The organism is Hymenobacter translucens (genome assembly GCF_020685205.1).
GTDB classification, from domain to species: Bacteria; Bacteroidota; Bacteroidia; order Cytophagales; family Hymenobacteraceae; genus Hymenobacter; species Hymenobacter translucens.
Genome location: NZ_JAJERB010000006.1, coordinates 189,905 through 216,092, shown reverse-complemented (window position 1 = coordinate 216,092; position 26,188 = coordinate 189,905). Strand labels below are relative to the sequence as shown.

Here is a 26,188-nt window from a genome sequence, read left to right as displayed (position 1 = left end):
AGCGGTTAGCGGATGGTGCCGGCGTATTGTCCGGCGGGTTGCGTGTGGTAGCGGGGCTGGGGCTCAGCCACCCGGGGGTCGTTGAAGCCGAACAGATCGTCTTTGTCGAAGGGCTTAGAGGGGATAGCGGCCCGCTGCTGGGCAGTCAGGGCGGCGGGCTCGAGCACCTTGCCGTAGGTTTCGGCTTCCCAGAGGCGGCCGTTCAGGAAGGTCTGCGGCATGGGCATGAACTGCGGGCCGTTCTGGGTCTTGGCTTCCCGGTAAGCTTTCAGGCCAGCCAGGATGCTGCCCCGCTCGGAGGGAGGCAGGGCGTTCCACTGCCGGGTCATCTTCGCCTTGCTTCCCTCCTTCCGACCGTAGAGCTCCCAGAAGGCAGCGAAGGATAAATCCACCTCGGCGTCTGATGAGGCGGAAGCCGAATCGGACAAGGTGTTTTTACTTCTTTCTTTCTTATCCTTCTTGTTAGTGGTTGCCAGCTGGTTACTTGTTGGTTGCTGGCTGGTTGTTTGCTGGTTGCTCTGCTGGTTGATGGTTGCCGAATTTATGTCGTAAACCGCTGAACTAATGAGTTTTACTACCGTTCCTCTGTTGGTTGTTCTGGTGGTTACAAATCCCCACGCCAAAAGCTTGTTCAGAGCAGTCCGAAATTCCTGCCGAGTCAGCCCGCAAGCGTCGAAGTCGCCCATCATCGCCTCCCCCTCACTCAAGCCGTTCAGGCTGAGCTCGTCGGAGCGGCGGGCCCGGTAGGCTACCAGCGTCAGCACAGCCAGGCAGTTAGGCTGCCGGATTAACTGTTCGGTCAGGGGGTTGCGCAGTAGCTTGATGAAGGGAGTAGACACGGTGGCTTCCATTGTGAACTGAACAAAGATAGTGTAACGCAACTACATTACAAAGCGTTACCCTATCGGATTTCTGGTTATATTTGCGTTACACTACCTACTTTTGCCCCCTCACCATGCTGACTCTCACAGTGCCCCGCCCCAAGCCCAGCCAGAAGAAAGCCCCGGCTAACTACCGGGTCCCCTATTCACTTCGGGAGAAGTTCAGGATAGCGTGTGAGGGCATGAGAAGCACCCCCACCCTGCAAGTCACTGGCTTTATGCAGGACTTCGTGGCGGCCTATGAGAAGGCCCACGGCCCCATCACCCTGCCAGCAGTCGGCGGGGGCGCCACCGGGGAGGGGGCCGGCGCCTAGGCCCCGAAGCGCGGGTGTGGGTTCTCCACCTCTTTTTCGAGGCGGCGCAGCAAGGCTTTTTCGTGGTAGCCCAGCTTCGACTTGGCTTGCAGCTGCCGAACGGCGGCCCGTACTTCATTCAGCGGGGCCACCTGTTCGTTGCGGGCGTGCCAGGTCATGAGTAAGGAGCGATGTGTAGTCATCGGGTCAGGCGGTTAGAGCGGGCACGTAGGCCGCACCGGTTTTGAGTTGGTTATTCATGTGCTGCAGGCAGCATTCAATCTGGTCGGGCGTCATTTGCAGCAGCATGGTCCCGCTGATGGTCAGCACGTCCGAAAGGGCATTCACCGCGTCGGCATCCTGGCAGTTGAATTGCTTCTGCGAGGCCAGCAGGAACTTGTCGGCATGGGCCGAGAGGATATTGAGCTGCTGTTTCAGGCCGTGGCGCACGTTGCCAGCTTCCTGCATCCGGCGCACACAGTAGTCGAGGTTCACCAGGGAGGCGGCGAACTGGCCGATGATGGCTCCCTTTTCTTGGTCGGTCATAGCGTTTCGAGTTGCGAGGGGGAGAGAACCAGGTCTTTGTGATGGTCTAGCTTCTTGCCGCCGACCTGGGGGAATGGGGCTTTATGGCCGACCCGGCACCAGAAGTAGCCGGGCATATTGGGGTGTGGCTCCAGCACGTAGCCTTCTGAGCCGGTGCGTTGGCCGCGCGTGACGCGGACGGGGGTTAGTGGCTTCATGGGGCTTCGGCGTACATCGGGACGCGGCCCATTAGCGGGCGTACATCGCAGTAATTGGCATCGTAGGCAGCGATGGCCCATTCATCGTAGTTATGCTGCACCTGGGCCTGTAGGCCGATTTGGTGCTCTATCCGACTCAGGAGGATGTAGCTCTCTGAGAAGGGGCGCGGGGTGGGCAGGGGTTGCGTTACCTTGCGGCGGGTGCTGCGCAGGCTCCGGGGGTTGGCGGCGGTGGGATGTTTCATAGCGTGGCGGCTTCCAGGTCTGCTTTGCGCTTCTCTTTGGCCTCCAGCACTTCCCGGTCAAGCTGCCAGGGTTTTGCCTCGGTTGTCCAGATGCTGCGCAGGGAGGCCAGCGTATCGGCCGATTCCAACAGGGCTACCACGTCGGCTTTCGGTGTTACCGCCGGCTCGACTACCACGGCGCTCGTTTCGGGGTCGGGCATTTCTTCGGCTGGCGTGGTCGCATACCCGCCGGCCTGCATAATCCAGGCAAGCAGCAGGCGGAAGGCTTTCCCCGTCGCACGGGTTTGGGCCATGCTCTCCACCGCGTAGGGGTCAAAGCCCCGCTTCTTGGATTCCAGGTTCGAGCAGCTGGCAATGCCGCGCCCGATGGTGTTGCCGCTGCGTAGGTCGAGCAGGCTGACCGTGGCGCGGAACTCTGTATGCCGGACAAGGGTATCGGGCTTGCCTTGGTAGCCTTTAAAGGTGTGTTCGGCCCCGGTGCTGGTGTCTTCTACCTTCTCGACTATCGGCACAATACCGAGCATAGCGCCGGCGAACTGCCAGCCTTCCACATTGACGTGCTTCTTGCCCTGAATGTCCGTGAACAGGCGTTTGTCCTGAATGTGGTGCTGGAGCAGCGTAGCCAGGCCGGATAGCTCTTCGGGCTGGTTAAGGGAGTACGCGGCCAGGGCCGGCACTTCGGAGGTCTTAGCGGGCTTGCTCATCTTACCGGCGGGTTTGGGTAGCGGCCACGTCCCGGGCATCGGCGCGGGTCAGCAGGGTGCCCAGCCCATAGAAGAACAGGGCCGCAAACAGCACGTAGGCCAGGGTGCGGCGGCCGTCGCGTTTCTTGGCGGCCTTCCCCCGGGGTGCGCGGGACAGGTAGCGGGGGAGTTCAGATTCGAGGTGATCGTAGGTCATGGCTTCAGGGCTTTGAGAGTGGAGACTAGAAGATGAAGGGGGCAGCGCACCGAGCAGGGGCCTACCGGATTGGGTTCAGAGGCGGTGGCGGACTGGCTCATGGCTGCGGCACGTTGACCACTTCGCCGTGTCCGCTACAGCCAGAGCAGGGCATTTCAGCCGAACCGGGCTCTTTGGCTTCTCCTTGGCAATGCGGGCAGGGAATCAGAAGCGGGTCACCGGGCGCGTCTAAGTCCTCATCGTAGCTGAACTCCCCACGGCCCGGCCCTCCTTTCTCCCCAGCGGGGGCGGCGGCCGGCTCAGGGGCAGTAGGTAGGGGCATCCAATGGGTGACTGTTAGGTCCATTAGTGGTTCGCCGCCGTAGTCTTCCCACTCCGCATACCAGCATTCATTCTCATAGAAGCCGGTTTTCACATCACAGCCAGGGCGAGCAATCAGCACTCGGTTGTAGCGTGGCCAGACCTCTCCTTGCCTTTCTTCCGGCAGCCGGTCCGCTACCGACACCCAGGCCGGGCCTGCGACGGGAGCAGCGGGGCGCGTCAGAGCGGCAAGGGCTTTCGGGATGAAGGAGCGGGCGGCTGCGATGAAGGCAGAATCAGCTGTGTCTTTGTCGGGCCGGCCGTGGCGGTCGAATCGACAAATCGGGGCGCCGTGAACTTCGGGCGTGACTGTCGGCGCCCACTCCTGATTGCCTTGCCGCCACCGTCCGATATGCCAGGGGCCGGGCGTTGCGGCCTGCTCCAGCATCTGCATCTGGTAGACTTCTTCAGTAGTTAATTGCATCTTTGCAGTGTTGAGATAGTTGAGTGAAAGGGCCACCCATGCCGGGGTGGCTTTTTTGTTAGCGGTTCATCCGGCTCAGGCCCGCCCGCTGGGCTTCACAGGCAGCGGCCGTGGGCGTGGCGAATTCATCAAGAGCCTGGTGGTACTTGGCCCGCAGCTCGGCTTCGCGGGGCTCCAGCAGGGCGGCGGCGGCGTCGAGGTCCAGCTGACTCAGGCGGATGCGGGCGTCCCGTACCCGTTGGTAGGCAGACAGGTGGTAGCGGTAGGTGTCGGCGGTCATGGCTAGTAGTCGTCAGCAGGGTCGTAGTATCCGTTGTCCATTGCGTGGTGCCCGTGCAGGGTCTCTTCCCGCTCTGCTGCCAGCACTGCCAGCCGCTTCCGCAGGCGCTCCAACCGGACCAGATCGGTACCGTGGTCGAGCTTGTAGTTCATGGCCTGCCGCCGCTCTTCCTGGGTAAAGAGGCCGGCCGGGTGGTTCAGCAGGGACAGAATATTGTCGCTGATTGCCTTGGTGGTGAGGGAGAGAGCGGCGTTCATGGTTTAGGCGATTTTGAGGCGGCGGGCTTCGTCAGCAGCGGCCAGCTCCCGTTCGAGGTAGGCGGCTTCGTCCCGCAGGTCCATGCCGTCGTGGAGGTGGGCGTAGGCCACGACCGCCTGAATGGCGGCGCACTGGCAGCCGGTCGCGGTGGCGGCCACGGCTTGCCGCAGGTAGTTGAGTTCGGCCGGGTTGATGCGGGTTTTTGGTTTGGTAGTGTTGACGTACATAGCGTTTGCCGTTAGAGTGGCTGATTGATGATGCAATTATACCGAACCTTCGGTAATATGCAATACGCTTGTACAATTATTTCGGTTGAGTAAGGCAAATTTTTTATTGCCCCAACTGTGACGGCCGGAAGCCCAGCCGCATCAGCCCCGCAAATACTTGCTTCGCCTGGTTGGTCACCACGGCCACCTGCTTAAGATCAGCCCCACCCCGTACCATCTGGTCAGCCAGCGACATAGCGCAAGCCGTAGCGGGCTCCTTATGCCGCAACACCTCCTTTGCCGAGGTCCGCAGCTTCGACGGCAGCCCCTCCTGCTTGGCAGCCTTTACCACCTCATTCGGGCGCTTGCCGGTATGCAGCAGGCAGTTCTGTCGGTTGTACTCCACCACCGACGCCACACCACCTAATAGGTATTGGTGGTTGTTCACGCTTTTGGAGTTGGCCACCTGCACCTCCCGCTGGGTGTGCTCCAGTAGATTCACCTGCGGGGCATCGTCACCCAGGGGCCGCAGCTGGGCCTCCATCTGGTCGAACTGCTCGATGTAGTCCTGCTTGAACTGGGCGGCCCGCTTGCCGGTAAAGCCCATCACCAGGAAGGTGAACCCGGCCCGGCTCATCATTACGCCCCGCTGCTTGCGGTTGCGGGAGTCGGTGTAGGTGATCGGCGCAAAATTGAGCCGATTGAATTCCTCGTCACATTCCAGGTTGTCATATGCCTTGAGCACAGACTTATGCGACTTACCGAAACCACGGGCTACCCGCATGGTATCCGTGGCGGCGTTGCCCTTCTTGGTGGGGAATACGATTAGATTTTCCATTAGGCAGCGGGTTGAGAGACGGCCAGTTTTTCCAATTCATTCAGGATGTCATCGTCATAGCGACGGGGCGGGCGGCGCAGTACGTTGCGCACATCTTCGGGGTCGATGTCGGGCCGCATGGTGCTCACGCGAACGGCCGGCCACTGCGGAAGCTTCGGCCTGGCGACCTCGACACGATACCGGAACACGGCTTTCTCTTCGGGGCTTTTCAGCGGTTTGGGCATATTAATTCGGTTTTGTTGTGGTGTGTTGCCGATTGTTCGGTATTATTGCATCCAATACCGAAGGTTAGGCAGTAAAGCTAAACCATTCCTACGGTAAAACCAAAACATCGGTTAAAATCCACGACTATGGAAACAATAGGTAGTCGGATCAGCGCATTCCGGGAGGCGCTGAACCTGAAACAAGCAGACATCTTCCGGGCTGCGGGCATCAAGCAGCAAACCCTCTCCAGTATCGAGAGCGGCACAGAGCCTAAAAGCGGAGTCATTGCGGCGCTGCTGGCGGCCTATCCACAGATCAGCCCGGACTGGCTCCTGACTGGCAAAGGCGAAATGCTGCGGGAGGGCGCGGCCAAAGAACCTATGCTATCCGGCGGCACCCTCACCGAAGGCGGGGGCACGGCCCGCAAGCGCGGCAGCCGGCCCCACATCGACTTTGAAGATGCCGACCAGCCGGTTAACCAGAAGACCAGCGTAGGCACGGCCCTGGCAACGCAGACGGATGCGGAGTTCCGGGACATGCTGATCGGGCGTATCAACGAGCTAAAGGCGCAGAACGCCCGGCTCGAAAGCCAGCTGGAAACGAAGGACCAGGCGTACAACAAGCTGCACCGGGTACTGGAGCGCCTGCAGGACTCCTATAGCATCATGGAAACCGAACTGCAGGAGGCCCGGGCCGAGCTGCGGGGAAAGGAACACGGTAATCAATACCTCGCCCCTGGTGATTCACTATCCGCCGCCGCCGAACCCATCACCCCCATCGGCTTCAAGCCGGTCGTGCGGGCCATGTGGGTGCTGGACGCTGCCTCTGTCGAAGAGGAAGCCATGTTGGCGGCTTAGTTACCAGTTTGGTTACCACGGGTTACCCAGACGGGGTAACCGGGCAGAAAGTCAAGTATTTACCCCTACAGCAAGGCCCGGCGAAAACCGGGGCTTTTTTGCAGTTAGCTTCCCTGGTGCGTGCCTTCGCCGATGACTACTTCTAAAGCCACTATCCTTCCCTCTATATCGGTAGTAGTCCCGGTTTACGGCTGCGCCGGTGCGCTGCCCGAGCTTTATCAGCGCCTCACCAATACGCTCACCGGCTTTGCGGGCGACTATCAGCTTATTCTGGTCAACGACCACAGTCCCGACGGCAGCTGGGAGCAGGTAAAAGCGCTGGCTGCCGCCGACCCCCGGGTGCTGGGGCTCAGCTTTAGCCGCAATTTCGGCCAGCATGCGGCCATTACCGCGGGCCTGGACCGGGTTACCGGGGAGTGGGCCGTGGTGATGGACTGTGACCTGCAGGATGCGCCCGAAGAGATTCCCCGACTGTACGCGCACGCCCAAAGCCAGCAGCTGGACGTGGTGTTCGGGCGCCGGGCGGCCCGTCAGGATGCGGCCTCCAAGCAGTGGGCCGGCTACGCCTTTCACCGCCTGATGGCCTGGCTGGGCGGACCGCGGCAGGACCCGGCCACGGGAAACTTCGGCATCTTCCACCGGCGCGTGGTAACTGCGCTGGGCTTGCTGCGCGAGCCGGTGCGGGCTTTTCCGCTGCAGGTCCGCTGGCTCGGATTCCGGCAGGGTGCCCTCGACGTGCAGCATGCGGCGCGCCCCTACGGCAAAAGCAGCTACCGGTTCGGGCAGCTGCTGCGGCTGGCGTTCGTTGTGGTGCTGGCTTTCAGCGACAAACCATTACGCCTGCTGGTAAAACTCGGAACCGGTATTGTGGCTGGTGCGCTGTTGGGCGGAGCTGTAGCCCTGGCCAGCTGGCTTTGGTCGGACAATGCAGGAAACTCGTTCTGGCTGGTTGCTCTGCTGCTGAGCGTGTGGCTGCTGGGCGGCCTCCTGCTGGCCGGCATGGGCCTGGTAGGGCTGTACGTAAGCCGGACCTTCGAAGCAGCGAAAAGCCGTCCGCTCTATGTGGTGCGGGAGGAAGCCAGCGTACAAGCAGCTGCTTTATAATCTTCCGTTAGCTAGCTGCTTTATCCACCAGGCTTGATTTGACCGAACGTATGTTCGCCTCAATTGCAGGCCCGAACCTTCCAAGCTACTGTGCACAATCGTAGAGCCGATGTTACCACCTTCCGGTGGCCCGCCGGCAACACCAGTTTTCTGAGCTGAGTATATTTCCCTGCCGTTTCATCGTAGCCTATACGCTGGTTTGGTTTGACTGCTACCCGTGTGATAATTCGTCACAGCCCCTGCACAACTCCCGGCCTAAAAAAGGCATGGCACTCTGCTGATCGATACAACTTTATACTATAGAAATATAATATGATACTTTTTCAAAACCAGCCTTATTGCCATAGCTTTACCTGAACTAAACTGAATCGAAAGAAAAAGTATGCATATCGCAAGATTGCAATGAGTACCTTTCGTCTTTTCCACTTTTCCAAGTCAAACTATGTCCCTAGAATACAGCAAGTTAGAAAGCGACCGATTCAATATGCGCATCATCCGGGGCTCGATTACCAAAATTGACCCCCAGGAGCTGCTGCGTAACATCGTGGATGAGCAGGCCGACGTGGCCATCATTCGGCTACCCACGAGCCAGCAGCACCAGCTTTCCCAACTAAGCGTATTACCCTTTCCGGTTATCGTCGCGGATACCATCGTCGTATCGGACCGTGACCTGCGTGACTTTCCGGCCCAGCCCCTGCGGAACACCCAGATTGAGGTACGCATTGGTACCCTTGCGGATACGCCGGTACTAAAGGAATTGATTGACCTCACGTTCACGGACTATCGCACGCACTACAACAGCAACCCGTTATTTGATCCGAAGCTGGTGCTGGACGGGTACAAGGAATGGGCTATGAGCACCCTGGAGCCCGGCGACGGCCGGGTCTGCGTCCTGTTTTACATCGACGGGCAGCCGGTAGCCTACGCGACTATCGAACTAACCGGTACGTATGGCGAGGGAATAATCTATGGCGCCCGCCCCAATGTTCCTTATAAGAACCTATACGCAGACTTAGTCGAGTACACGATGCAGTATTTCTGGGACCATGGCCTGAAAAAGGCCCGGGGTGTTACCCAGGTGCAGAACCACGGAGTTCAGCGGGTGTGGGCCCGCACGGGCTTTCTTCCGCAACGCTCCTATTGCACCGTCCACATCAACGCTCTGCTCAGCAAGAACCCGGAGGGTCTGGAGGCGGCCACCGCCGCTTTAGCTCAGCAGACTGCCGGGTAGATACCACGCAGCATCCAGTACCAAAAAGCCCCGGTCTGCGCCGGGGTTTTTACTTCTTAAGCGGACCCACAGTTCCACGCCGTCAGCTGCTGCGGACTCGTTACCGGAATACGCATCGGGCAGTACGTTAGCAGCCCTATCTGTATCTTTCCCAGCGCACTACCTCACTTTTTCAATTACTGGCCTATGAAAAACCCCTCCTCTATCCTTATTACCCTGCTGGTGCTCCTGAGCAGTCTGCTGGCCTCAGGCCAGGGCCAGCTCACGACCAACCCGACCAGCCTGAGCGGCTACACCACCACTATGGGCACGCCTTCGGCAGAGCAGCGGGTGCTCGTAAGCGGCACCGGTCTGAGTGGCAACCTGACGGCCTCCGCCCCGGCCGGGTTTGAGATTTCCTGGACTTCCGGTTCCGGCTTCGGCAATAGCATCACGCTTACCCAGGGTGGAACGGTTACTACTGTCCCGCTTTTTGCCCGACTGACCGGGGCGGCCCTGGGGCCGGTAAGTGGCAGTATCGCTCTTGCCAGTGCTGGTGCTCCCACCCTGAGCGTACCTTTGAGCGGCACCGTGACGGCTGCCCCGACGCCTAATCCCATGCCCATACTAAGCCGGCTGGGCTCCTCTTCGGGGCAGGGTGGCTATCCGGCCTGGATAACGGTGTATGGCTTCGACTTTGTGCCGGGAGCTACACTCAGCCTGCAGGCCGATCCGGGGCTCGTCATTCCGACCACGTTTATGAGCTCCAATCAGCTGGAGGCCCTGGTAACGCTTCCCAGCGTAGCAGCCCCACGGCTGACGTATTTCCTGGTGACTAATCCGGGTCCGGGCGGCGGCACGGCCGGCACCCAGGGGTTTTTCACAATCAACCCCGGTCCACCCATGCTTACGAGCTTCTCGCCCACCAGCGGGCCGGTCGGCACCCGGGTCACCCTTACCGGCCGCAACATGTACCTGTTTGGCAGCAGCACCGGCACCACTACCTCCTTTAATGGGGCGGCTACGCAGGTGATAGGGCCGCCTTCGCCCACCACGGAGCAGTATATAACGGAGGTGCCCGCCGGCGCCACCACGGGTCTGATTACGGTAACAAACGCCAACGGGGCCACTGTCAGCGCCACGCCCTTTACCGTTACGACTGCGCCGCCGGCCTTTTTCGAAAGCTTCGAGCAGGGCACCAAAACAAGCTACGCCGCCGGGTTGGTGGTGCTGCAAAGCGGTGGCTGGACCATGAGCGAGGCTCTGCTGGGCACCACGGCCGGGGCCGACAAGTTTAATGGCAGCAAGTCGGCGCGGCTGCGCGGGGGCGGGTTCCTCGAAATGGACACCGACAAGCCCCTGGGCGCGGGCATCATTACCATCAGTGCCGCTACCTATGGTACCGAAACCGGGGTTTCCTTTATTCCGGAGCTATCGGCTGATGGCGGCATAACTTATTCCAGCCTCCTGGGGTCCTCCTCCCCGCCGGTGCTGACCGGCACGCTCACGCAGTATTCATTTATAGCCAACCGCCCGGGTAACGTCCGCCTGCGCATCCGCAGCACCAACACCGCCGCCGCTACCCCCCCCCGCCTCAATATCGACGACATCGGCATCCAGGACTACACCATCGTCAGCACCCGCCCGGGCCGGAGGCTGCCGGAATTGCAGGTGTACCCCGTACCGGCCCATGATCAGCTCACCCTGCAAGGGGCCGGTCCGGTTCGTGTAACCCTGTTCGATCTGCTCGGACGCGTGGCCCTGCCAGCTAGACTGCTGGCCGATGGCGAGGCTCTGCACCTGCCCGCTACCCTGCCCGCCGGCAGCTACCTGCTGCACGTACAGGCACCGTCCGGGCAGCGCGTAGTACACGTTACCAAGGAATAGTTCGCCGTGCTACTGCCTTTCGAACCTGAAAAAGCCCCGGCATGAGCCGGGGCTTTTTGATGGTGTGGAATGCTGTTTTTTAAGTCGGCAGGCTACTTCCGGCCTTCCTGCCCGCCGAGGTTCACGATGATGCCGAGACTCATCACCGAGTTTGCAGCTTTCAGAAACTCCTGCCGGCGCAGGCCAATGATGTTGCCGCTGATGTACTGTAGCTGAATGGGGCCCAGCACCTGCACCCGGGCGTAGGTAATGGGCTCCAGGAAAATGTTGCTTTCCGAGGGACGGCTCATTCCATCGATGCGGAAGCTGCCCAGGTTGACGTAGCTCATACGCAGCGCCACGCCGTAGCTGACCGGGAAGTAGTGGTCGAACAGAAACCAGGTGCGGGTTTTCTTTTTGCTGAAGTTGGCCTGCACGAACAGCTTGTTGAGGGAGCCGTCGAGGGTGCGGGCGGTGCGGCCCTCGGGCGTCAGTTCCACCCGCTTGGTCAGGCCGTAGCCGTAGCCCCCGTACAACTCCAGGACCCGGCCGTCGCGCAGGCGGGAGTAGCGGCCCAAGCCCAACTCGGCAAAGTCGTGTTCGACCAGCTTCTTGCTGGTGGCAGAGTGAAGCGAGGCAGCCGTGCCGATAACGCCCAGTTGGTCGGTAATGGCGTAGGCGCCCTGTACCGAGGTATTCCCGCTGAAGTTGGTACCGATCATGCCATTAAACTCGCCCTTCTGGGTGAGCAGGGGCGCGGCCGGGGGCGTGGGAAAGTACATCGACACGCATCCGCTCAGGGCCGGCAGCAGCAAGATGAGCACAAGGCGGAAAAGTGAAGTCATACTCAAAAATCGGGGAAATTCCCCAGCATCTCCCCTGTTTGCAACAGATTAATCCAACAGTGCCGGTGGCCCCTGCGACGATGCCGGCTGGTGCTGGTGGCGTTTCAGCCACTGCAGCGGGTGCAGCACCACGCCCACGCCCAGCACGAAGCTGGATTGGGGCAGGTAATAGCTGTCGGCGTCGCCTACCAGGGATTCCGAGATGGACAGCCCCACGGACGTTTGCACCTGCACGCCGCGGAACCCCAGCCGGCAGAACAGGCTGGGCTCCCAGTACGAGGCCGGTGCTTGCACCAACGGACTTCCGTTCCGGGTCAGGCTGCTGAAGTCAACCGTGGAGTAGCGCAGCACCGAACCCAGGGCGTAGGACGGGCCGTTGCGCACGGTATGGTGGTAGGCCAGGTAGCCCTGCCCGTAGTATTTCCAGTACCAGGCCTCGTACTCGACGAGCTTGACGCCGAAGGGCCAGACGAAAAAGTCATTCACGTCGAGGTAGCCCCGCACCGAGTGGCTCAGGCTTAGTCCGCCAGTGCCAGCCAGGTACCAATGGTTGTTGCCGAAGCTCTGGTAGAGCCCTGCCCCCACGCCCGCCTGCTTGGTCCGGAAGTATGTGGTGTCGGCGTTATCCGGGCGCCAGCTGCCCTCGGCCAGCACCAGCACGTGGTCGGTTGGCGACCAGGCCGCGTGCCCGTCCACCGTCTGGAGCAGGTGCCAGCTGGCGGCGGCTTCTACTTCTCCTTTGCGCACGATGGGCGTGGAAGGCAGCGTAGGCGCATACACCGCGCAACCGCTGATTAAAGTCAGCAGCGGCACCCAGGCCAGACGGAAGAAAGCCAGGCTGCGCAGAACAAGCCGCAGGGAGTAGAGAGAATGCAAGGGGAAGCTGCCGGGGCGTTATAAGACAGCATCAAGCTTACGAAATTCCGGGCGCTCCTGAAAGGCGCAGCGGCTGTTTTTCCCGCAATGCCACCAACTGTGCCGACTTGGTCACCCGGTCCAACGCAACCAACCGGACGGGCCGGAGAATGTGCGCCGGCCTAAACCTACTTGTGGGTTTAATCAGTCGCTGTGTTACGCCCGAACCGGTGAGGACGGATGACGACGCCCACTCCCATAATTGTAGCCCGGGGCGCCAGGCTGGTGGAGGGGAAACCTGACTGCAGCGGCCCGGAGATGCCGAGGGTGCCCTGCATCTGCACCGGTCCGTTGCCCAGCCGGATAAAGCCCGTCGGCTCCCAGTACAGGGTAGGCGACGGGGCGACGATGGCGGCCTCATTGAGCGTGAGGCGGGTGTAATCCACGGACGTGACCCGCACAGCCAAACCCACCACCACGCCCGGCACCTGAAATCCGCCGTGCACCTGGCTGAAATAGCGGTGGTAGCGCGACTCATAATCCAGCTTTGGGCCGTGGGCTTCGTTGTTGACCTTGCTTACTGCCGTACCGCCGTAGCCGCCCAGACCGTAGATAAACCACTGGCCGTTGTCTGAAACAGCATAGGTTCCCAACCCTACTTCGCCCTGGCGGGCGTACCAGGAGTAGCCCCGGCCCAGGCTCAAACTGCCCCCGCTGGTTACCACCAGGTGATTCAGCGGAGAATAAGCCACGTTTACCTGACCCGCGGCCAGATTAGCATAGGCCGAGGCTTCCACTTCGCCCTTGTGCTGCGCCAGCGGGGTGTGGGGCAGCACCGGCACGTAAACCCCGCAGCCACCGGCAAGCAGTCCGGCAGCAAGGATTGTAATTGGTAGCAGTGCTTTCATCCGCGGATAGGGTAACGTAAAAAAAGGATGCAAAAGGAACTCTTCGGGTTATGCCGGCCGGAGGCCCGGCGTCTTACCGCTTGCCGTCAGCAGCCATTTCTCCCTAACGGCAGGTAGGCGCCGTCCTCGGTTCCCACTGCCGGGTGGCGTTGATCGGGGTATCGTCCGGCCGGGAGCGGAAGCAGCCGCCCGCCATAACCAGTGCGTAGGGCACAGGCAGGCAGCGAAAAAAAGCCGGGTAGAAGGCAGGTGTTGATTAATGCTTCAAACGTACACGCTCAGGCCGCCCATCCGAAACCACTTCCTTATTTTTTGGGACTTTTCAGAACAGCTGCTCGCTCAACAATTTTCGACCAAATACTGCCTTTTGAAACATTTAAAAGGGAATTTTATTAACCTACCCCAGTGCCAATAGGACTTTACAGGAATTCAAAACAATAAGCAAAAAGCCGCCTTACCGGATACGTCAGGCGGCTTTCCAGCTCAGGAGTGGGTGGGCTTATTGCTTATGCAGCTGCGGTCGGAACACTACGCCCAGACTGAGGAGCATAATGTCATCCAAGGCCCGGCGGGCATCAATGCCGGTTGGGAAGGCCGTCCAGTCAGTGCGGCCCGGGTGGTCAACTCCTGAAAAGCCAATAGTCCCTTGGATCTGCCAGCGCTGCGCCTCATTGAACCCCACCCGGCCAAAGAGCATAGGCTCGTGCCGCAACATGGTGCTCATGGGCAGCGCCGTGGTGGTGCGGGAGCGATAATCAAGCTGGCTGAACTGGACTTTTGACAGGCGGTACACGGCGCCAAACGAGCCCCATTTGCCTATATATGCCAGGCCGGCCTGACCAAACAGCTTGCTGAACCGGGCCTCGAATTGCGCGAAGCCTCTCGTCTGCTGGTGATATGACACTAAACCCCGGTTACCATAACCGGCGCCATAGCCCCCCAAGGCCGTCAACTGCCAGTTCTTTCCCAGCGGCACGTAGCCCCCGCCGCCCAGCTCCCATTGACGGGTCGTATAGAAAACGGTGTCGTTGTTTTTGGGCAGGTAGGTGGCCCCACCCGTTAGCAGCAGGTTTCCGCCCGGGCAGTACACGGCAGTGAGCTCAGCCCGCCCGCTGACCTGCACGCTGGCTGCTACCTCGGCCTGGCCCGGCGTCCGGATGGTGGCAATAGTAGGCTGCATGGGCGTATACACGGCGCAGCCACCGAGGAGCGAGGCGGCCAGCAGCGCACTGTATCGGCGTAGATAATCGGTAATCATAGAGCAGGGGTTACGGGTCGGGCCGGTAAAGCAGCCTCCTCAAACCTAGCCAAGGTCAGACCGCGCCGGAAACCAGCTTCCGGGCTTTTCAGACTTTAGAATGGAGCTATAAGCCGATGGATTATGTCCGGAAAACCACATCAGGCCGGGTTTATCTGATAGAACCTCCGACTTTAGCAAGCCATTTTAATTTACCGGGCAGTAGAGCTATTGGCAGAGGGATGGCCGGAAAAGGGCGGGCAGCATTCAGGCAGGCACCGGCCTCCGGCCCGAGAAGGTTCGCAGTACCTTTGCTTACTAGCTACCGCGCCGAGGCGAGGTACAGCGGTAAGCAGCGCGAATCAGTCTTCCTTAAGCAGCAATAAAAAGCGTCGCAATGAAAAAACTGGGACTCGTAGGAGGCATCAGCTGGGTGTCAACCATCGACTATTACACGTTCATCAATGAAGGCATAAATGAGCGGCTGGGCGGCCTCAACTTTGCCGAATGCATCATCTACTCGCTGAACTTCGGCGACGTGCAGGCCGCGCACTGGGATAACTCATTCGACCTGCTGCACAATGCCTGCCGGGCCCTGAAAAGCAGCGGTGCCGAAGGGATACTCTTGTGTGCCAACACCGCGCACATTTTTTCAAAACAGCTGGCCGAACAAACCGGACTACCCATAATTGACATCGTCTCAGCAACGGCAAAGGCCGTCAGCAGCCAAGGCATCGGCAGAGTTGGGCTTTTGGGCACCAAATTCACGATGGAAATGGATTTTTTCAAAAGCGGCCTCGACCAGCAGGGGATAGAAGTACTCATTCCCGCATCAGCCGAAACCCGGGACTATATCCAGCGCACGCTTAAAGAAGAACTGGGCCGGGGAGTGCTAAACCCGGAAACCAGGACGGCCTATATTTCCATTATAGCCGAGTTAATTGAGCAGGGCGCCGGGGCAATTATCCTGGCCTGTACCGAGATTCCGCTGCTCATCAAACCGGAAGACATTGACGTTCCTGTTTTCGACACGACGAAGATTCATTCGCAGGCAGCCGTTGATTTTGCTCTTGCGCACTAAGCTTTTTCGCCGCAAGCCGCCTGCCCTGAGCATGTGGGCGTCCTTCCCTGACCACCCGATAAAGCCCGCGCCGCGGCCCACCGGCCGGCAAAGAAAAGCCCCCGCAACTTCCGTCGCGGGGGCTTTCTCATTCTGAGTAGGGTTGCTTTACTTGGCGTAAGCCACGGCGCGCATCTCCCGGATGACGGTAATCTTGATCTGGCCGGGGTACTGCATCTCCTTTTCGATCTTCTGGGAGATTTCGTAGCTCAGCTGCTGGGCGCGCTCGTCGGTCACGTTGTCGGCATTCACCATCACGCGCAGCTCGCGGCCGGCCTGGATAGCGTAGCACTGCAGCACGCCGTCGAAGCTCACGGCGGTTTCCTCGAGCTGCTTGAGGCGCTTGATGTAGCTTTCCATCATCTCGCGGCGGGCGCCGGGACGGGAGCCGCTGATGGCGTCGCAGGCCTGCACCAGGGGCGAAATCATAGCCGTCATCTCGATTTCGTCGTGGTGGGCGCCGATGGCGTTGATCACGTCGGGATGCTCTTTGTACTTCTTGGCCATCTCCATGCCCAGGATGGCGTGGGGCAGCTCGGGCTCTTCGGTGCTCACCTTACCGATGTCGTGCAGCAGACCGGCGCGCTTGGCGTGCTTCACGTTGAGGCCCAGCTCGGCGGCCATCGTGGCGCAGAGGTTGGCCACTTCGCGGGAGTGCTGGAGCAGGTTCTGCCCGTAGGACGAGCGGAAGCGCATCCGGCCTACCATCTTGATCAGCTCGGGGTGCAGGCCGTGAATGCCCAGGTCGATGATGGTCCGCTCGCCGATTTCGACGATTTCCTCGTCGATATTCTTGCGGGTCTTGGCTACAATCTCCTCAATGCGGGCCGGGTGAATGCGGCCGTCCTTCACGAGCAGGTGCAGGCTCAGGCGGGCCACCTCGCGGCGCACCGGGTCGAAGCCGGAGATGATGATGGCCTCGGGCGTGTCGTCCACGATGATTTCAACGCCGGTAGCAGCTTCGAGGGCGCGGATGTTGCGGCCTTCGCGGCCAATGATTTTGCCCTTAACGTCGTCGCTCTCGATGTTGAATACCGATACGCAGTTCTCGATGGCATGCTCGGCGGCGGTGCGCTGGATGGTTTCGAGCACCACCTTCTTGGCGTCCTTGGTAGCCGAGAGCTTGGCCTGGGCCACCACGTCCTTGATATAGGAGGAAGCCTGAATCTGGGCTTCGTTCTTCAGGCCTTCGACCAGCTGCTCGCGGGCCTCGGAAGCTGAGAGGTTGGCAATCGTTTCGAGCTGCTGCTGCACCTGCAGGCGCTGCTCTTCCAGGTCGCTTTCCTTTTGCTGGAGGCGGGCCAGCTGGGTTTCGTGGGTGGTGCGGCGCTTTTCTTCCTGAGCTTCAAGCCGCTCGCGCTGCTGCTGCGACTCTGTCTGGAGCTTTTCGCGGAGCACGTCCATGTCGGCTTCCTTTTTCTGAAGCTGCTCGAGCTGGCGCTGGGTGGTCTGGGTGAGCTGCTTGATGCTTTGCTCCTGTTCCTGCACGGCCTGACGGCGCTGGGTCAGCTCGGCATCGAGCTCGGCTTTCTGACGCTTGCTGTCCTGCTCGAACTCGTTTTTAAGCTGGCGGAACTTGTCTTTCGACTGCTGAATCCGCTCGTCGCGGGTACGGGTGGCCTGGGTTTCGGCTTCCTGCAAAATCTGCTGGGCGCGGGCCTTGGCATCGGCTTCGTGGTCCAGCCGGGCCTTGCCGGCCAGCTGGCGTCCGACCACGATGCCGGCCACAAGGGCAAGCACGGCGGCCAGAACGATATACATAAAATCAGGCATGAGCTATGGTTTATGGTGGGAAAGGAAACCATAGCAACGGGAAACGCCTTGCCGCCGATAGCCCGGCTCAGCAGCGGGGCCGTTTGCCCCGCCCCGGTCCGGGGTGCAACTGCGGCTGGTGCTTCAGCCCAGTACAACCGACGACAAAACCTCGTCGAGACGCGCCAGGCGTTCGGTGAGGGCTGCATCGGTGCCGTCCTTCTCCTTGCTGACCTTGAGCTGGTCAGCCATTGTGGACAAGGCAATCATGGCTAGTAGGTCTTGCTTGTCCTGGATGCCGTACTGCTCGCGAAAATCCCGGATCCGCTCGTTCAGAAGGCGGCCTGCCATACGCAGGCGCTCTTCTTCCGTGGGCGTTATCCGCATTGGATAATCCCGGTCGGCAACGCGGATTTTGATGGACAGTTCACTCATTCGCAGCGGGCGGCAGCAGGTTGATGGTCGTTATTCCCTCAGGTAGGCAAGGCACTTATCAATCTCGCGGATGTATTCGTTGAGGCGCAGTTTAAGCTCGGTGGCATGGGCAGGTTCCCCTGCTATGGTATTGACAAGTTTAACAATATTCTCCTGATTCTGGAAATCCTTCAACTGCCGCTCCCGGTCGCGCACCTCGGCCCGGAGCTGCTGAACCGTAGTGTGCGCATCGGCCAGCTCCTCGCGCAACTGCTGATAGGCAGCCACTAAGGTGGTTACCTGCCGCTCGAGGCGGTCAAGTTGGGCTAGCTGCTGGGAGGAGGCCATTTTTTGGTTATTTGTTTTTGATTAGTCGTTTTGGGCAGCTGGCGGAGGTAGCGGACGGCAGTTTTTCTGATTTCCGGAAGGCTGAGCTCCGGAACAGCCGGCCTTAAAAACCGAAACGGGGTTCAATAACCAAAAACCAGCGACCAAAACCCAATTTACCGCCGGATGATGGCTCCGGCCTGCTGCTCGAACTGGGCAATCAGCCGCTGCATGACCGCGTCGATGGCCTGGTCGGTCAGGGTCTGGGTGGGGTCCTGCAGCAGGAAGCTCACGGAATAGGACTTTTTGCCTTCCCCCAGGTTCGGTCCCTCGTAGGTGTCGAACACGTTCACGCTCTGCAGCAGCTTCTTCTCGGCGCGCACCGCAATCTGGCGCAGCTGCTCGAACGTGACGCCCCGGTCCACCACCACCGACAGGTCGCGGCGCACCTCGGGAAACTTCGACAGCTCCCGGGCCACCAGCTTGTTTTTGTACTTCTTCACCAGCCAGTCCCAGTCCAATTCCGCGTACCACACCGGCTGACTCACGTCGAGCTGCTTGAGCACGGAAGCCGACACCGCGCCGAGCTGGGCGACGGGCTGGTTCTGCACGAGCAAGGTCAGGCCGCCGGCCAGATAGGGGTGCTGCACGGGCTGGGGGGCCGGGCCGGCGTGGCCCAGCGACGCCAGTAGCTGCTGCACGGCCCCGGCCAGGTCGTGGAAGGTGGCCTTGGCGGCGGGGTGCTGCCAGGTTTCGGCAGTGGCGTTGCCGGTAAGCAAAAGCACGAGGCGGTTTTTCTCCTGGTACTTGCCGTCGGCGGCGCGGTGGTAGGTTTTACCGAACTCGTAGAGCTTCAGGTCGCGCTGCCGGCGGTTGAGGTTGTGGCGCACCACTTCCAGGGCCGAGTGCAGCACCGTGGGGCGCATCACGTTCAGCTCGGCGCTGTTGAAGTTAAGGATGGGCACCAGCGTCTTGTCCTGCTCCCCGCCCTTTTCGAAGTACTGGGAGTTGGTTAGGGAGTTGGTGATGATTTCGGAGTAGCCCTGCCCGCTGAGCAGGCGGGCCGTGTTCTGGCGCAGCACCTCGGGATCGGGATTCGGGAACTTGGCCAGGAACGACGACGCGTTGTGCGGGCGCAGCGCCACATGGTTGTAGCCGTAGATGCGCAGAATTTCCTCGATTACGTCGACTTCCCGGGTTACGTCCACCTTGTGCGGGGGCACGGCCAGCAGCCATTCCGCTTGTTGGTTGCTCGTTGTTGATTGTTGATTGTTGATTTCCTCCGTGATAAGGATGTCGAGGTCGGTAAGAATCTGGCGGATGCGCTCCGGGGAGATGAACTGGCCGACCAGCTGCTCGACGCGGCGCAGGCGCAGGCGAACCGGCGTGTGCTCGATGCGGGCCGGGTACTCGTCGACGAGAGGTGCAGCCAGCACCGCGCCGGCTACTTCCTTGAGCAGCTCCAAAGCCCGCTGCAGGGCCACAACTACCATGTTCGGGTCGGTGCCCCGCTCGAAGCGGAACGAAGCATCGGTTTTAAGCTGGTGGGTCTGGGCGGTGCGGCGCACCACGGCGGGGTTGAAGTAGGCGCTTTCCAGGAACACCCGGGTCGTGGCGTCGGATACGCCCGACGTCTTGCCACCGAAGACGCCCGCCAGCGCCAGGGGCTGGCCTTTAGCGTCGGCAATGACGAGGTCGGCGGCGCGAAGGGTCCGCGTTACACCATCGAGCGTCGCAAACTGCTCGCCTTCCGAGGCCCGCTTGATGCGCAGGCCCTGATCGGTAATCTGGTCGGCGTCGAAGGCGTGCAGGGGCTGGCCCAGCTCGTGCAGTACGAAGTTGGTCACGTCCACCACGTTGTTGATGGGCGACAGGCCGATGCTGCGCAGGCGGCGCTGCAGCCATTCCGGCGACGCACCTACCTGCACATTTTCAAGCAGCAGGCCAGCATAGCGCGGGCAGGCTTCGGCGTCTTCTACCGTTACACTCACGTTGGCTTTGGCGTTTTCGCCGGGCGTCAGATGGGCCAGGGCCGGCAGCCGACAGGGCTGCTGCAGCAAAGCGCGCAGCTCCCGGGCCACCCCGAAGTGGGAGGCGGCATCGGCGCGGTTAGGCGTCAGCCCGATTTCAAACACCGAGTCGGAGCCCAGGCCGAAGTAGTCGGCGGCGGGGGAGCCATTGGGCAGGTCGGTGGTCAGCACCATGATGCCGGCGTGCGACGAGCCCAGCCCGATTTCATCTTCGGCGCAGATCATGCCTTCAGAGGCCGCCCCGCGGATTTTCGACTTTTTGATCTTGAACGGCTCTCCTTCGCTCGGATACAGCATGGCGCCTTCCAGCGCCACTACCACCCGCTGGCCGGCCGCCACGTTGGGGGCCCCGCATACGATCTGCCGGGGGGTGGCGTCGCCCACGTCCACGGTGGTCAGGCTAAGCTTGTCAGCGTCGGGGTGCCGCTCGCAGGTAAGCACGGTGCCCAGCACCACGCCGCGCAGGCCGCCGGGCACGTTTTCCAGCTCCTCAATGCCTTCTACCTCGAGGCCCGAGCCGGTCAGCAGCTGCCCGATTTCGACGGCAGGTTTATCAGTAGGAAGAAGGGTACGCAGCCAGTCGAGGGAAATCTTCATGTCAAAAGTTGATGGTGGGCCGCTGATTGTCGATTGTCTGTTGCGCCGGGTGATGTCGCAAGACGCTCACCCCACAGCTGATAACCAGTTGCTCAGAAGCGGGCAAAGGTAAGGATTTGCTAAACGGGCCGAAAACGCCAGGCCAGGCTACCCTGCCCAAACCAGCGGCTCGAGGCAGCGCTTCGTTTGGCGAGCATCCCGGGAGGCATTTCCGGAACAGCTCCGTGAGGTTTGCTAGTGCGAGTGGCCGGTGTGGTCGGCTTCGGGAAACGACTTTTCGCCGGCGGCAATGGCTACCGGCAGGCGGTTTTCGGCCGGCGGCACGGGGCAGGAATAGCTGTCGTTGTAGGCGCAGAAGGGGTTGTAGGCCCGGTTGAAGTCGAGCGTCAGCTCGGTAGCATTCTTTTCGGGCAGGGCCGCGTCAAGGTAGCGCCCTCCGCCGTAGGTTTCGCGGCCGTTGGTCTGATCGGTGAACGGGACGAACAGCGTGGAGTCGCGGCCGTCGGCTTTCAGAAACAAGACCAGCTGCTGCCCCGCCTGCTGGCCGGGCAGGGTAAACGAAGCCTTGCCCCAGCGCAGGTACTTCTCGGTTTTACCGTCTGACATGGGCAGCACGATGGTGTCGGGCTTGCCGAACTGCTCCAGCTTGGCATCGAGACGGTAATCGGGACTGGGGCGGAAGTAGCGCAGGCTGTCGAAATGCTCCCGCTCGGCGCTGCTCAGGGGTGAGTCGGCGGGGCGGCGGAAGGTGTCGTTTTTCTCCTGCCGCTCCTGGCGCAGGCGCAGGATATACTGGTTGTCGTTGAGAAACAGGTCTTTGAGCACGTAGCCGAACACCACGAGCAGGCCCAGGCCAATGAGTAGTTTGAAATTGACTTTCATAGCCTGCAAAAGTAGCACCGGGCGCCTTGGCAGTTGCTACCCGACTTCGAAACGTGGCGCGACCAGTACCGCCGGCTTGGACGCCGCCGGCTCAAACTGCCGCCGCAGAATCTGCGTACCCCCGAGCTTTGACCCTGCGGCCAGCTGGCCGACACCCACTTCGACCTGCTCCTCCCCTACCCTTCTGCATGCCCCAAACCGCTACGCTCCTGCCCCAACGACAATATTGGCTGCTCCTGATTCTGCTGCTGACCACCCGGCTGGCCACGGCCCAGCTGGTGCAGCCGCTTACCGGGCGGGTGACGACGGCTGCGGGCCGTCCGGTAGCAGGCGCCAACGTGGTGTTGCTGGGCGGGCCACAGCCGGTTCAGACCGCAACTGACTCTTTGGGCCATTACTCCCTGCCCGGGGTGGCGCCCGGCCGCTACCGCCTCGAAGTGCGCAGCCTGGGCTTTCAGTCGTACCTGGAGCCGGAGCTGGCGGTGGAGTCCAGCAAGGCCGTGTACCGGCAGGTCGTGCTGACGCCCGCCGTTGTGGAGCTGGCCGAGGTGCGGGTAGCGGCCCCCGACGCGCTGGACCTGCACCAGCGCGCCTTTACGGTCGAGCAGACCCAACGCTTTCCGGCCACCTTCTTCGACCCGGCCCGGCTCGTGCTTAGTCAGCCGGGTGTTACGCAGGCCAACGACCAGGGCAACCACGTGGTGCTGCACGGGCTTTCGCCGCAGGGCATTCAGTGGCGGCTCGAAGGCCTGCCTATTCTCAACCCCAACCACCTTAGCAACGCCGGCGTCCGCTCCGACCGGGCCGCACCCAGCGGCGGGGGCGTGAACATGCTCAGCGGGCAGCTGATGGCCAATTCCGCGTTCCGCGCCGGGGCCCTAGGCTCCCGTTTCGGCAATGCCGTGAGTGGGGTGTTCGACATCAATCTGCGCCCGGGCAGCTTCAGCCAGCGGGAGCACACGCTGCAGGCCAGCCTGCTGGGAATTGACCTGGCCACGGAAGGCCCGCTGGGCGCCGGCAACAGCTCCTACCTGGTCAACTACCGGTACTCTACCGTGGGGCTGCTGGGCCAGCTGGGCGTAGACTTCGGCGGGGAATCCATCCGCTACCAGGATGTCTCGGCGCATCTGCGGTTCGACAAAACCCCGCTGGGGCAGCTAAGCCTTTTTGTGCTGGCCGGCAACGACGCCAATGAGCTGCGCCCCGGGGCCGACAGCCTGCTGTGGGAGCGGGATAAGGACCGGCAGCGCATCGACTTCCGGTCTGATCTGGCGGTGGTGGGCCTCACGCAGTCGGCCCCGGCCGGCGTGGGCGTGTGGCAGAATGGAGCGGCCCTGAGTCTGCTGCGCGCCGACCGTAGCCAGCAGTGGCTGGGTCCCCGGCAGCCCGTGCTCAACAACTCCCGGGACCGGCAGCGGGCCCGGCAGCTGAGCGCCTATAGCCGGTATCTGTTGCCGGTAGGGGGCAGCGCGCAGCTGGAAGCCGGCCTGCAGCTACAGGCACAACGGGGTGAAGAACAATGGACGGAGCTGCTTGGGCGGGACGAAGAGCGGGCAGCCGTTGCGTATACGCTCCTGCAGCCCTACGCCCAGCTGGAGTGGACGTTGCATCCTACCCTGACGCTGCACTCCGGCCTGCGCCTGAGCGTACTGCTACAGACCCTGGGCCGGCAGGTGAGCCCGGAGCCCTACGCCCAGCTGGTGTGGCACCCCTCCCCTGCCCACCGCCTGCTGCTGAGCTACAGCCGGCAGAGCCAGGTGCTGACCAACCGGCAGCAGGCCGTGCTGCAAAGCCGGGAAGCCGGCCCCGCCGACCTGGTCGGCAGCCAATATGCCAGCCTGGGCTGGGCCTTTCAGGTGCGGCCCGAACTGTCGCTTTCCGCGGAGCTTTTCTATCAGGGCCTGAGCGGGCTGCCGGCCAATGCCCGGGACGTGTGGTGGAACTACCTGAGCGAGCCGGACTTGGTGGCCACCGGGCGGGGCAAGGCCCGCAGCGCAGGTCTGGATCTGGGCCTGCAGCGCCGCTTTCAGGGGGGGCTGTACTTTCAGCTGGGCAGCTCGGTTTTCGACGCGCGCTACGCCGGCACCGACGGGCAGCTGCGCAACTCACCGTTCAACAGCCGCTGGGCCGGCAGCCTCACGGGCGGCAAAGAATGGACCCGGGACCGGCCGGCCGGGCAGCGCGTATGGGGCCTGAGTCTGCGGGCCCACAGCCGCGGCGGCTACTACTATTCGGCCATCGACGAGGCCCTCAGCCGTCAGACGGGGGTGGAATCCGAAACCAGGCTGGCACCCTACCAGGAACGCCTGCCGGCCTACGCCAGCCTGGATCTGCGCGTCAGCCACACCCGCCGCAAGCCGGGCTACTCCCGCCTCTGGTCTCTCGACATCCAGAACATCACCGGCACTCCCAACGTGGGCTGGTACTACTACGACTTTCTGCTGCAGCGCCAGGCCCGCCAGTTTCAGGTGGGCATTATCCCGGTTTTGGCTTACCGGATTCAGTTTTAAACCGAAGCAGAGCCAGAGCCAGCGCTTTGCCTAGCGGGGGTTGCGCACCGGTCCGCTCGTCAGCTCCCGGGCGGGGTCGGCGCGGCGCAGGGCTTTCATATAGGCCACCAGGTCGTCGAGCTGGGGGTCGGATATCTCGTTTTCCTTGAAGGAAGGCATCCGGCCCACGCCCAGGAAAAAGGCGCGGTGCCGCACCCGGGAGCGAAGCGCCCAGCCTGGCAGGGGGACATTGTTGAGCGAAGGACCGGCCCCGGCCTCCCCGCCCGGATGGCATTTCTGGCAGTTTTCCATGAACACCAAATGGCCACGGACCACCGCATCCGACGTGGGCAGGGCGGCGGCACGCAGGGGCTCACTCCGGCGGGCGGTGCTGCAGGCAGCCAGGCCCAGGCCCGCCAGCAGGGCGACACTTTTCAACAGGTGGTTCATGGTGCTTATTCTTTGGTGATTTTCCAGATAACCCCGGTTTTCTTTCGGGGTGAGGGCCCCTGCTCGGTCATGGGCATCTGCCCGAAGTCAACCACGTACAGGCTACGGCCATCGGGGGAGAAGCGGGCGGCAACGGGGCGCTCCAGGCCGGCGCGCCCAATCTCGGAGCTGGGCCCGTTGGTGCGCCCCTTGTTTACGACGAAGTCTTCGATGGCGCCGGTCTGTACGTTGGTGCGCACGATTTTGTAGCCCACCGGGCCGTACACCCGTCCCACGTTGGGCGCCATGTCACCAAACTGCGCGACGAATGCCTCACCCACATGGCCGAAAGCGGCGGAGCGGGAAAAGTCGAAGCCGTTGGACGACGAGTGCACGCCGAAGATGGCGGCGGGCTTGGGCGGCGTCTGCGGGTGCTGGGCCAGGATGAATTTCGGGTCGCGCTTGGGCGTTTCGTAGTCCGAGGTGTTCATGGGCTGACCGGCAGAGTAGTCGGGCCAGCCGTACCAGGTGCCGGGCTTTATTTCCCACAGTACGTCGCCCGCACCGTAGCCGGGCCGGCTGCCCCGGGTGTCGTAGCCGTTGTCGGTCGTGAACAGCCGCCCGTCGGGGGCAAAGGCCAGGCCGTACGGATTGCGCAGTCCCCAGGCCACCAGCTCCACCGGTCCGCCCTGCAGAGGCACCCGCATAATGGCGCCGGTGCAGGGCACCTGTCCTTTGATTACCTGGCCCTTGGTGCTGGCCATGCCGAACGGCAGGTAGGGCCCGGTCGTCGCCTTGTCATCCTTGGCTTCGGTCAGGGGGTTGTCGGAAATGAAGTTTTCTCCCGAGAGGACGATGTCGCGGCAGGGAATGTCGTGGAAGTCGGGGTGGCGGGGCAGCCAGCCGAACTCGGCATTATCGGGCCCTACGACGCCGGAATTGGTGGCCCCGCCCTGCCCGAAGTACAGGTAGCCGTCGGGGCCGATGGCGGGCGTGTCGGTGTGATGGTCGCCGTAGCTGGGCAGCTTGTCCACGAGTACGGTCATCTGCCCCTGGGGCGACACGCGCAGAATCCGGCCGCCTTCCAGCTCCCCGCCTTCGGCAATGTAAAAGTTACCCTGGTGATAGACGAAGCCATTCCAGGGACCGTTTTTGCTGCCCACGTAGATTTCCTTGGTGCTGCCGTCGGCTTCGAGGCGCAGCAGGCGCGGGGCCGTCCAGACTTCCCCGTAGGCGTAGCCGGCTTCCAGCACGTAGGCCGTGCCCTTATCATCGAAGGCCACGGCGGTAGGGTAAGTAAGCCCCTGGGCCACGGCTTCCACTTTATAGCCTTTCGGCACGGCTACGTCGGCGGCATTTACGGGACGAGCAGCGGCCTCAAAGGATTTCGGGCCGCCGTAGTGCCCGCGCAGCTTGTAGCAACTGGTGGTGACGGAAGCGGTAGTGAGCAGCAGCACGGCCGGCAGCCAGGACCAGCGCGCAGGAGTAGAAAGCAGCATAGACGGCGGATGAAGATCAGGTACGGGTACTCCGGATATACTCCCGCTATTTTTCCAGGGTTGTGCTTATCGGCCCTGTTACCTTGTCCGCACCCCGGGGAGACACTTATTTTGTCCGAATCCCGCCTTCCTGCC

At 61.8% G+C, this 26,188-nt stretch carries 31 protein-coding genes; 7 read left to right on the top strand and 24 right to left on the bottom strand.

From position 1 onward, the window contains the following. Nucleotides 1–5 precede the first annotated feature (5 nt). Complete coding sequence (locus LJY25_RS14635) at nucleotides 6–851, bottom strand: hypothetical protein (protein WP_227609098.1); 846 nt, start codon at nucleotides 849–851, stop codon at nucleotides 6–8. A 104-nt stretch (nucleotides 852–955) separates the two neighbouring features. On the opposite strand from LJY25_RS14635, the gene LJY25_RS14630 reads away from it, so the two are divergent. Next, a complete protein-coding gene (locus tag LJY25_RS14630) occupies nucleotides 956–1,195 on the top strand; it encodes a hypothetical protein (protein WP_227609097.1) in 240 nt (79 codons plus the stop codon). Here LJY25_RS14630 and LJY25_RS14625 read toward each other — a convergent pair. From LJY25_RS14625 to LJY25_RS14570, 12 genes are all read right to left on the bottom strand, one after another. After that, nucleotides 1,192–1,377 carry a hypothetical protein gene (locus LJY25_RS14625; RefSeq protein WP_227609096.1) on the bottom strand — a complete coding sequence of 62 codons (186 nt, stop codon included), beginning with the start codon at nucleotides 1,375–1,377 and terminating at the stop codon, nucleotides 1,192–1,194. The two genes, LJY25_RS14630 and LJY25_RS14625, sit on opposite strands and share 4 nt — an antisense overlap. A gap of 4 nt (nucleotides 1,378–1,381) precedes the next feature. Then, the gene (locus LJY25_RS14620) at nucleotides 1,382–1,720 is read right to left on the bottom strand and encodes a hypothetical protein (protein ID WP_227609095.1); all 339 of its coding nucleotides are present in this window, start codon (nucleotides 1,718–1,720) and stop codon (nucleotides 1,382–1,384) included. After that, the gene (locus LJY25_RS14615; RefSeq protein ID WP_227609094.1) at nucleotides 1,717–1,917 is read right to left on the bottom strand and encodes a hypothetical protein; all 201 of its coding nucleotides are present in this window, start codon (nucleotides 1,915–1,917) and stop codon (nucleotides 1,717–1,719) included. The genes LJY25_RS14620 and LJY25_RS14615 overlap by 4 nt, the downstream gene beginning before the upstream one ends. Next, on the bottom strand, nucleotides 1,914–2,162 hold the full coding sequence (locus LJY25_RS14610; RefSeq protein WP_227609093.1) for a hypothetical protein: 249 nt from the start codon (nucleotides 2,160–2,162) through the stop codon (nucleotides 1,914–1,916). The genes LJY25_RS14615 and LJY25_RS14610 overlap by 4 nt, the downstream gene beginning before the upstream one ends. Further along, on the bottom strand, nucleotides 2,159–2,866 hold the full coding sequence (locus LJY25_RS14605; RefSeq protein WP_227609092.1) for a hypothetical protein: 708 nt from the start codon (nucleotides 2,864–2,866) through the stop codon (nucleotides 2,159–2,161). The genes LJY25_RS14610 and LJY25_RS14605 overlap by 4 nt, the downstream gene beginning before the upstream one ends. Before the next feature lies 1 nt (nucleotide 2,867). Then, nucleotides 2,868–3,062, bottom strand: a complete 195-nt coding sequence (locus LJY25_RS14600; protein ID WP_227609091.1) for a hypothetical protein — start codon at nucleotides 3,060–3,062, stop codon at nucleotides 2,868–2,870. Nucleotides 3,063–3,159: 97 nt separating this feature from the next. Continuing rightward, the gene (locus LJY25_RS14595; protein WP_227609090.1) at nucleotides 3,160–3,882 is read right to left on the bottom strand and encodes a DUF551 domain-containing protein; all 723 of its coding nucleotides are present in this window, start codon (nucleotides 3,880–3,882) and stop codon (nucleotides 3,160–3,162) included. A gap of 22 nt (nucleotides 3,883–3,904) precedes the next feature. Further along, nucleotides 3,905–4,126, bottom strand: a complete 222-nt coding sequence (locus LJY25_RS14590; RefSeq protein ID WP_227609089.1) for a hypothetical protein — start codon at nucleotides 4,124–4,126, stop codon at nucleotides 3,905–3,907. 2 nt (nucleotides 4,127–4,128) lie between these two features. Next, on the bottom strand, nucleotides 4,129–4,383 hold the full coding sequence (locus tag LJY25_RS14585) for a hypothetical protein (protein WP_227609088.1): 255 nt from the start codon (nucleotides 4,381–4,383) through the stop codon (nucleotides 4,129–4,131). Between the two features lie 3 nt (nucleotides 4,384–4,386). Next, entirely contained in the window at nucleotides 4,387–4,611 is a 225-nt protein-coding gene (locus tag LJY25_RS14580) for a hypothetical protein (RefSeq protein WP_227609087.1), read from the bottom strand. Nucleotides 4,612–4,714: 103 nt separating this feature from the next. Beyond that, on the bottom strand, nucleotides 4,715–5,428 hold the full coding sequence (locus LJY25_RS14575) for a Rha family transcriptional regulator (protein WP_227609086.1): 714 nt from the start codon (nucleotides 5,426–5,428) through the stop codon (nucleotides 4,715–4,717). Next, entirely contained in the window at nucleotides 5,428–5,652 is a 225-nt protein-coding gene (locus tag LJY25_RS14570; protein ID WP_227609085.1) for a hypothetical protein, read from the bottom strand. The genes LJY25_RS14575 and LJY25_RS14570 overlap by 1 nt, the downstream gene beginning before the upstream one ends. Nucleotides 5,653–5,778: 126 nt before the next feature. On the opposite strand from LJY25_RS14570, the gene LJY25_RS14565 reads away from it, so the two are divergent. The 4 genes from LJY25_RS14565 (at nucleotide 5,779) to LJY25_RS14550 (ending at nucleotide 10,690) form a co-directional block, all read left to right on the top strand. After that, nucleotides 5,779–6,489: a helix-turn-helix domain-containing protein gene (locus LJY25_RS14565; protein ID WP_227609084.1), complete on the top strand. Its 711-nt coding sequence runs from the start codon at nucleotides 5,779–5,781 to the stop codon at nucleotides 6,487–6,489. Nucleotides 6,490–6,621: 132 nt separating this feature from the next. Further along, nucleotides 6,622–7,593: a glycosyltransferase family 2 protein gene (locus tag LJY25_RS14560; RefSeq protein WP_227609083.1), complete on the top strand. Its 972-nt coding sequence runs from the start codon at nucleotides 6,622–6,624 to the stop codon at nucleotides 7,591–7,593. A 442-nt stretch (nucleotides 7,594–8,035) separates the two neighbouring features. After that, nucleotides 8,036–8,824, top strand: coding sequence for a hypothetical protein (locus LJY25_RS14555; RefSeq protein WP_227609082.1), 789 nt, complete (start codon nucleotides 8,036–8,038; stop codon nucleotides 8,822–8,824). Nucleotides 8,825–9,010: 186 nt separating this feature from the next. Then, nucleotides 9,011–10,690 carry an IPT/TIG domain-containing protein gene (locus tag LJY25_RS14550; RefSeq protein WP_227609081.1) on the top strand — a complete coding sequence of 560 codons (1,680 nt, stop codon included), beginning with the start codon at nucleotides 9,011–9,013 and terminating at the stop codon, nucleotides 10,688–10,690. A 92-nt stretch (nucleotides 10,691–10,782) separates the two neighbouring features. Here the strand turns inward: LJY25_RS14550 and LJY25_RS14545 are convergent, their stop codons facing one another. The 4 genes from LJY25_RS14545 to LJY25_RS14530 all read right to left on the bottom strand — a co-directional run bounded on the left by LJY25_RS14545 (nucleotide 10,783) and on the right by LJY25_RS14530 (nucleotide 14,535). Next, nucleotides 10,783–11,514, bottom strand: coding sequence for a hypothetical protein (locus LJY25_RS14545; protein ID WP_227609080.1), 732 nt, complete (start codon nucleotides 11,512–11,514; stop codon nucleotides 10,783–10,785). Nucleotides 11,515–11,562: 48 nt separating this feature from the next. Then, nucleotides 11,563–12,390 (bottom strand): hypothetical protein, encoded by an 828-nt coding sequence (locus tag LJY25_RS14540; protein ID WP_227609079.1) that lies wholly within the window; start codon nucleotides 12,388–12,390, stop codon nucleotides 11,563–11,565. 179 nt (nucleotides 12,391–12,569) lie between these two features. Further along, nucleotides 12,570–13,277: a hypothetical protein gene (locus LJY25_RS14535; protein WP_227609078.1), complete on the bottom strand. Its 708-nt coding sequence runs from the start codon at nucleotides 13,275–13,277 to the stop codon at nucleotides 12,570–12,572. A gap of 499 nt (nucleotides 13,278–13,776) precedes the next feature. Further along, a complete protein-coding gene (locus LJY25_RS14530; RefSeq protein WP_227609077.1) occupies nucleotides 13,777–14,535 on the bottom strand; it encodes a hypothetical protein in 759 nt (252 codons plus the stop codon). 376 nt (nucleotides 14,536–14,911) lie between these two features. Between LJY25_RS14530 and LJY25_RS14525 the strand changes: the two genes are divergently transcribed. Continuing rightward, nucleotides 14,912–15,595 (top strand): aspartate/glutamate racemase family protein, encoded by a 684-nt coding sequence (locus LJY25_RS14525; RefSeq protein WP_227609076.1) that lies wholly within the window; start codon nucleotides 14,912–14,914, stop codon nucleotides 15,593–15,595. A 147-nt stretch (nucleotides 15,596–15,742) separates the two neighbouring features. On the opposite strand, the gene rny is transcribed toward LJY25_RS14525, so the two are convergent. The 5 genes from rny to LJY25_RS14500 form a co-directional block, all read right to left on the bottom strand. Next, a complete protein-coding gene (gene rny, locus LJY25_RS14520) occupies nucleotides 15,743–17,395 on the bottom strand; it encodes a ribonuclease Y (protein ID WP_394799969.1) in 1,653 nt (550 codons plus the stop codon). 135 nt (nucleotides 17,396–17,530) lie between these two features. Continuing rightward, complete coding sequence (locus LJY25_RS14515) at nucleotides 17,531–17,821, bottom strand: cell division protein ZapA (protein ID WP_227609074.1); 291 nt, start codon at nucleotides 17,819–17,821, stop codon at nucleotides 17,531–17,533. Between the two features lie 30 nt (nucleotides 17,822–17,851). After that, the gene (locus tag LJY25_RS14510) at nucleotides 17,852–18,148 is read right to left on the bottom strand and encodes a hypothetical protein (RefSeq protein WP_227609073.1); all 297 of its coding nucleotides are present in this window, start codon (nucleotides 18,146–18,148) and stop codon (nucleotides 17,852–17,854) included. A 155-nt stretch (nucleotides 18,149–18,303) separates the two neighbouring features. Then, nucleotides 18,304–20,754 carry a phenylalanine--tRNA ligase subunit beta gene (pheT, locus tag LJY25_RS14505; RefSeq protein ID WP_227609072.1) on the bottom strand — a complete coding sequence of 817 codons (2,451 nt, stop codon included), beginning with the start codon at nucleotides 20,752–20,754 and terminating at the stop codon, nucleotides 18,304–18,306. Between the two features lie 234 nt (nucleotides 20,755–20,988). Further along, nucleotides 20,989–21,636 carry a DUF1684 domain-containing protein gene (locus tag LJY25_RS14500; RefSeq protein WP_227609071.1) on the bottom strand — a complete coding sequence of 216 codons (648 nt, stop codon included), beginning with the start codon at nucleotides 21,634–21,636 and terminating at the stop codon, nucleotides 20,989–20,991. Nucleotides 21,637–21,824: 188 nt separating this feature from the next. Between LJY25_RS14500 and LJY25_RS14495 the strand changes: the two genes are divergently transcribed. Continuing rightward, entirely contained in the window at nucleotides 21,825–24,146 is a 2,322-nt protein-coding gene (locus LJY25_RS14495) for a TonB-dependent receptor (RefSeq protein ID WP_227609070.1), read from the top strand. 30 nt (nucleotides 24,147–24,176) lie between these two features. On the opposite strand, the gene LJY25_RS14490 is transcribed toward LJY25_RS14495, so the two are convergent. Together LJY25_RS14490 and LJY25_RS14485 are read right to left on the bottom strand one after the other, a co-directional pair. After that, on the bottom strand, nucleotides 24,177–24,575 hold the full coding sequence (locus LJY25_RS14490; protein WP_227609069.1) for a c-type cytochrome: 399 nt from the start codon (nucleotides 24,573–24,575) through the stop codon (nucleotides 24,177–24,179). A 5-nt stretch (nucleotides 24,576–24,580) separates the two neighbouring features. Further along, a complete protein-coding gene (locus LJY25_RS14485) occupies nucleotides 24,581–26,053 on the bottom strand; it encodes a PQQ-dependent sugar dehydrogenase (RefSeq protein ID WP_227609068.1) in 1,473 nt (490 codons plus the stop codon). Nucleotides 26,054–26,188: the final 135 nt, after the last annotated feature.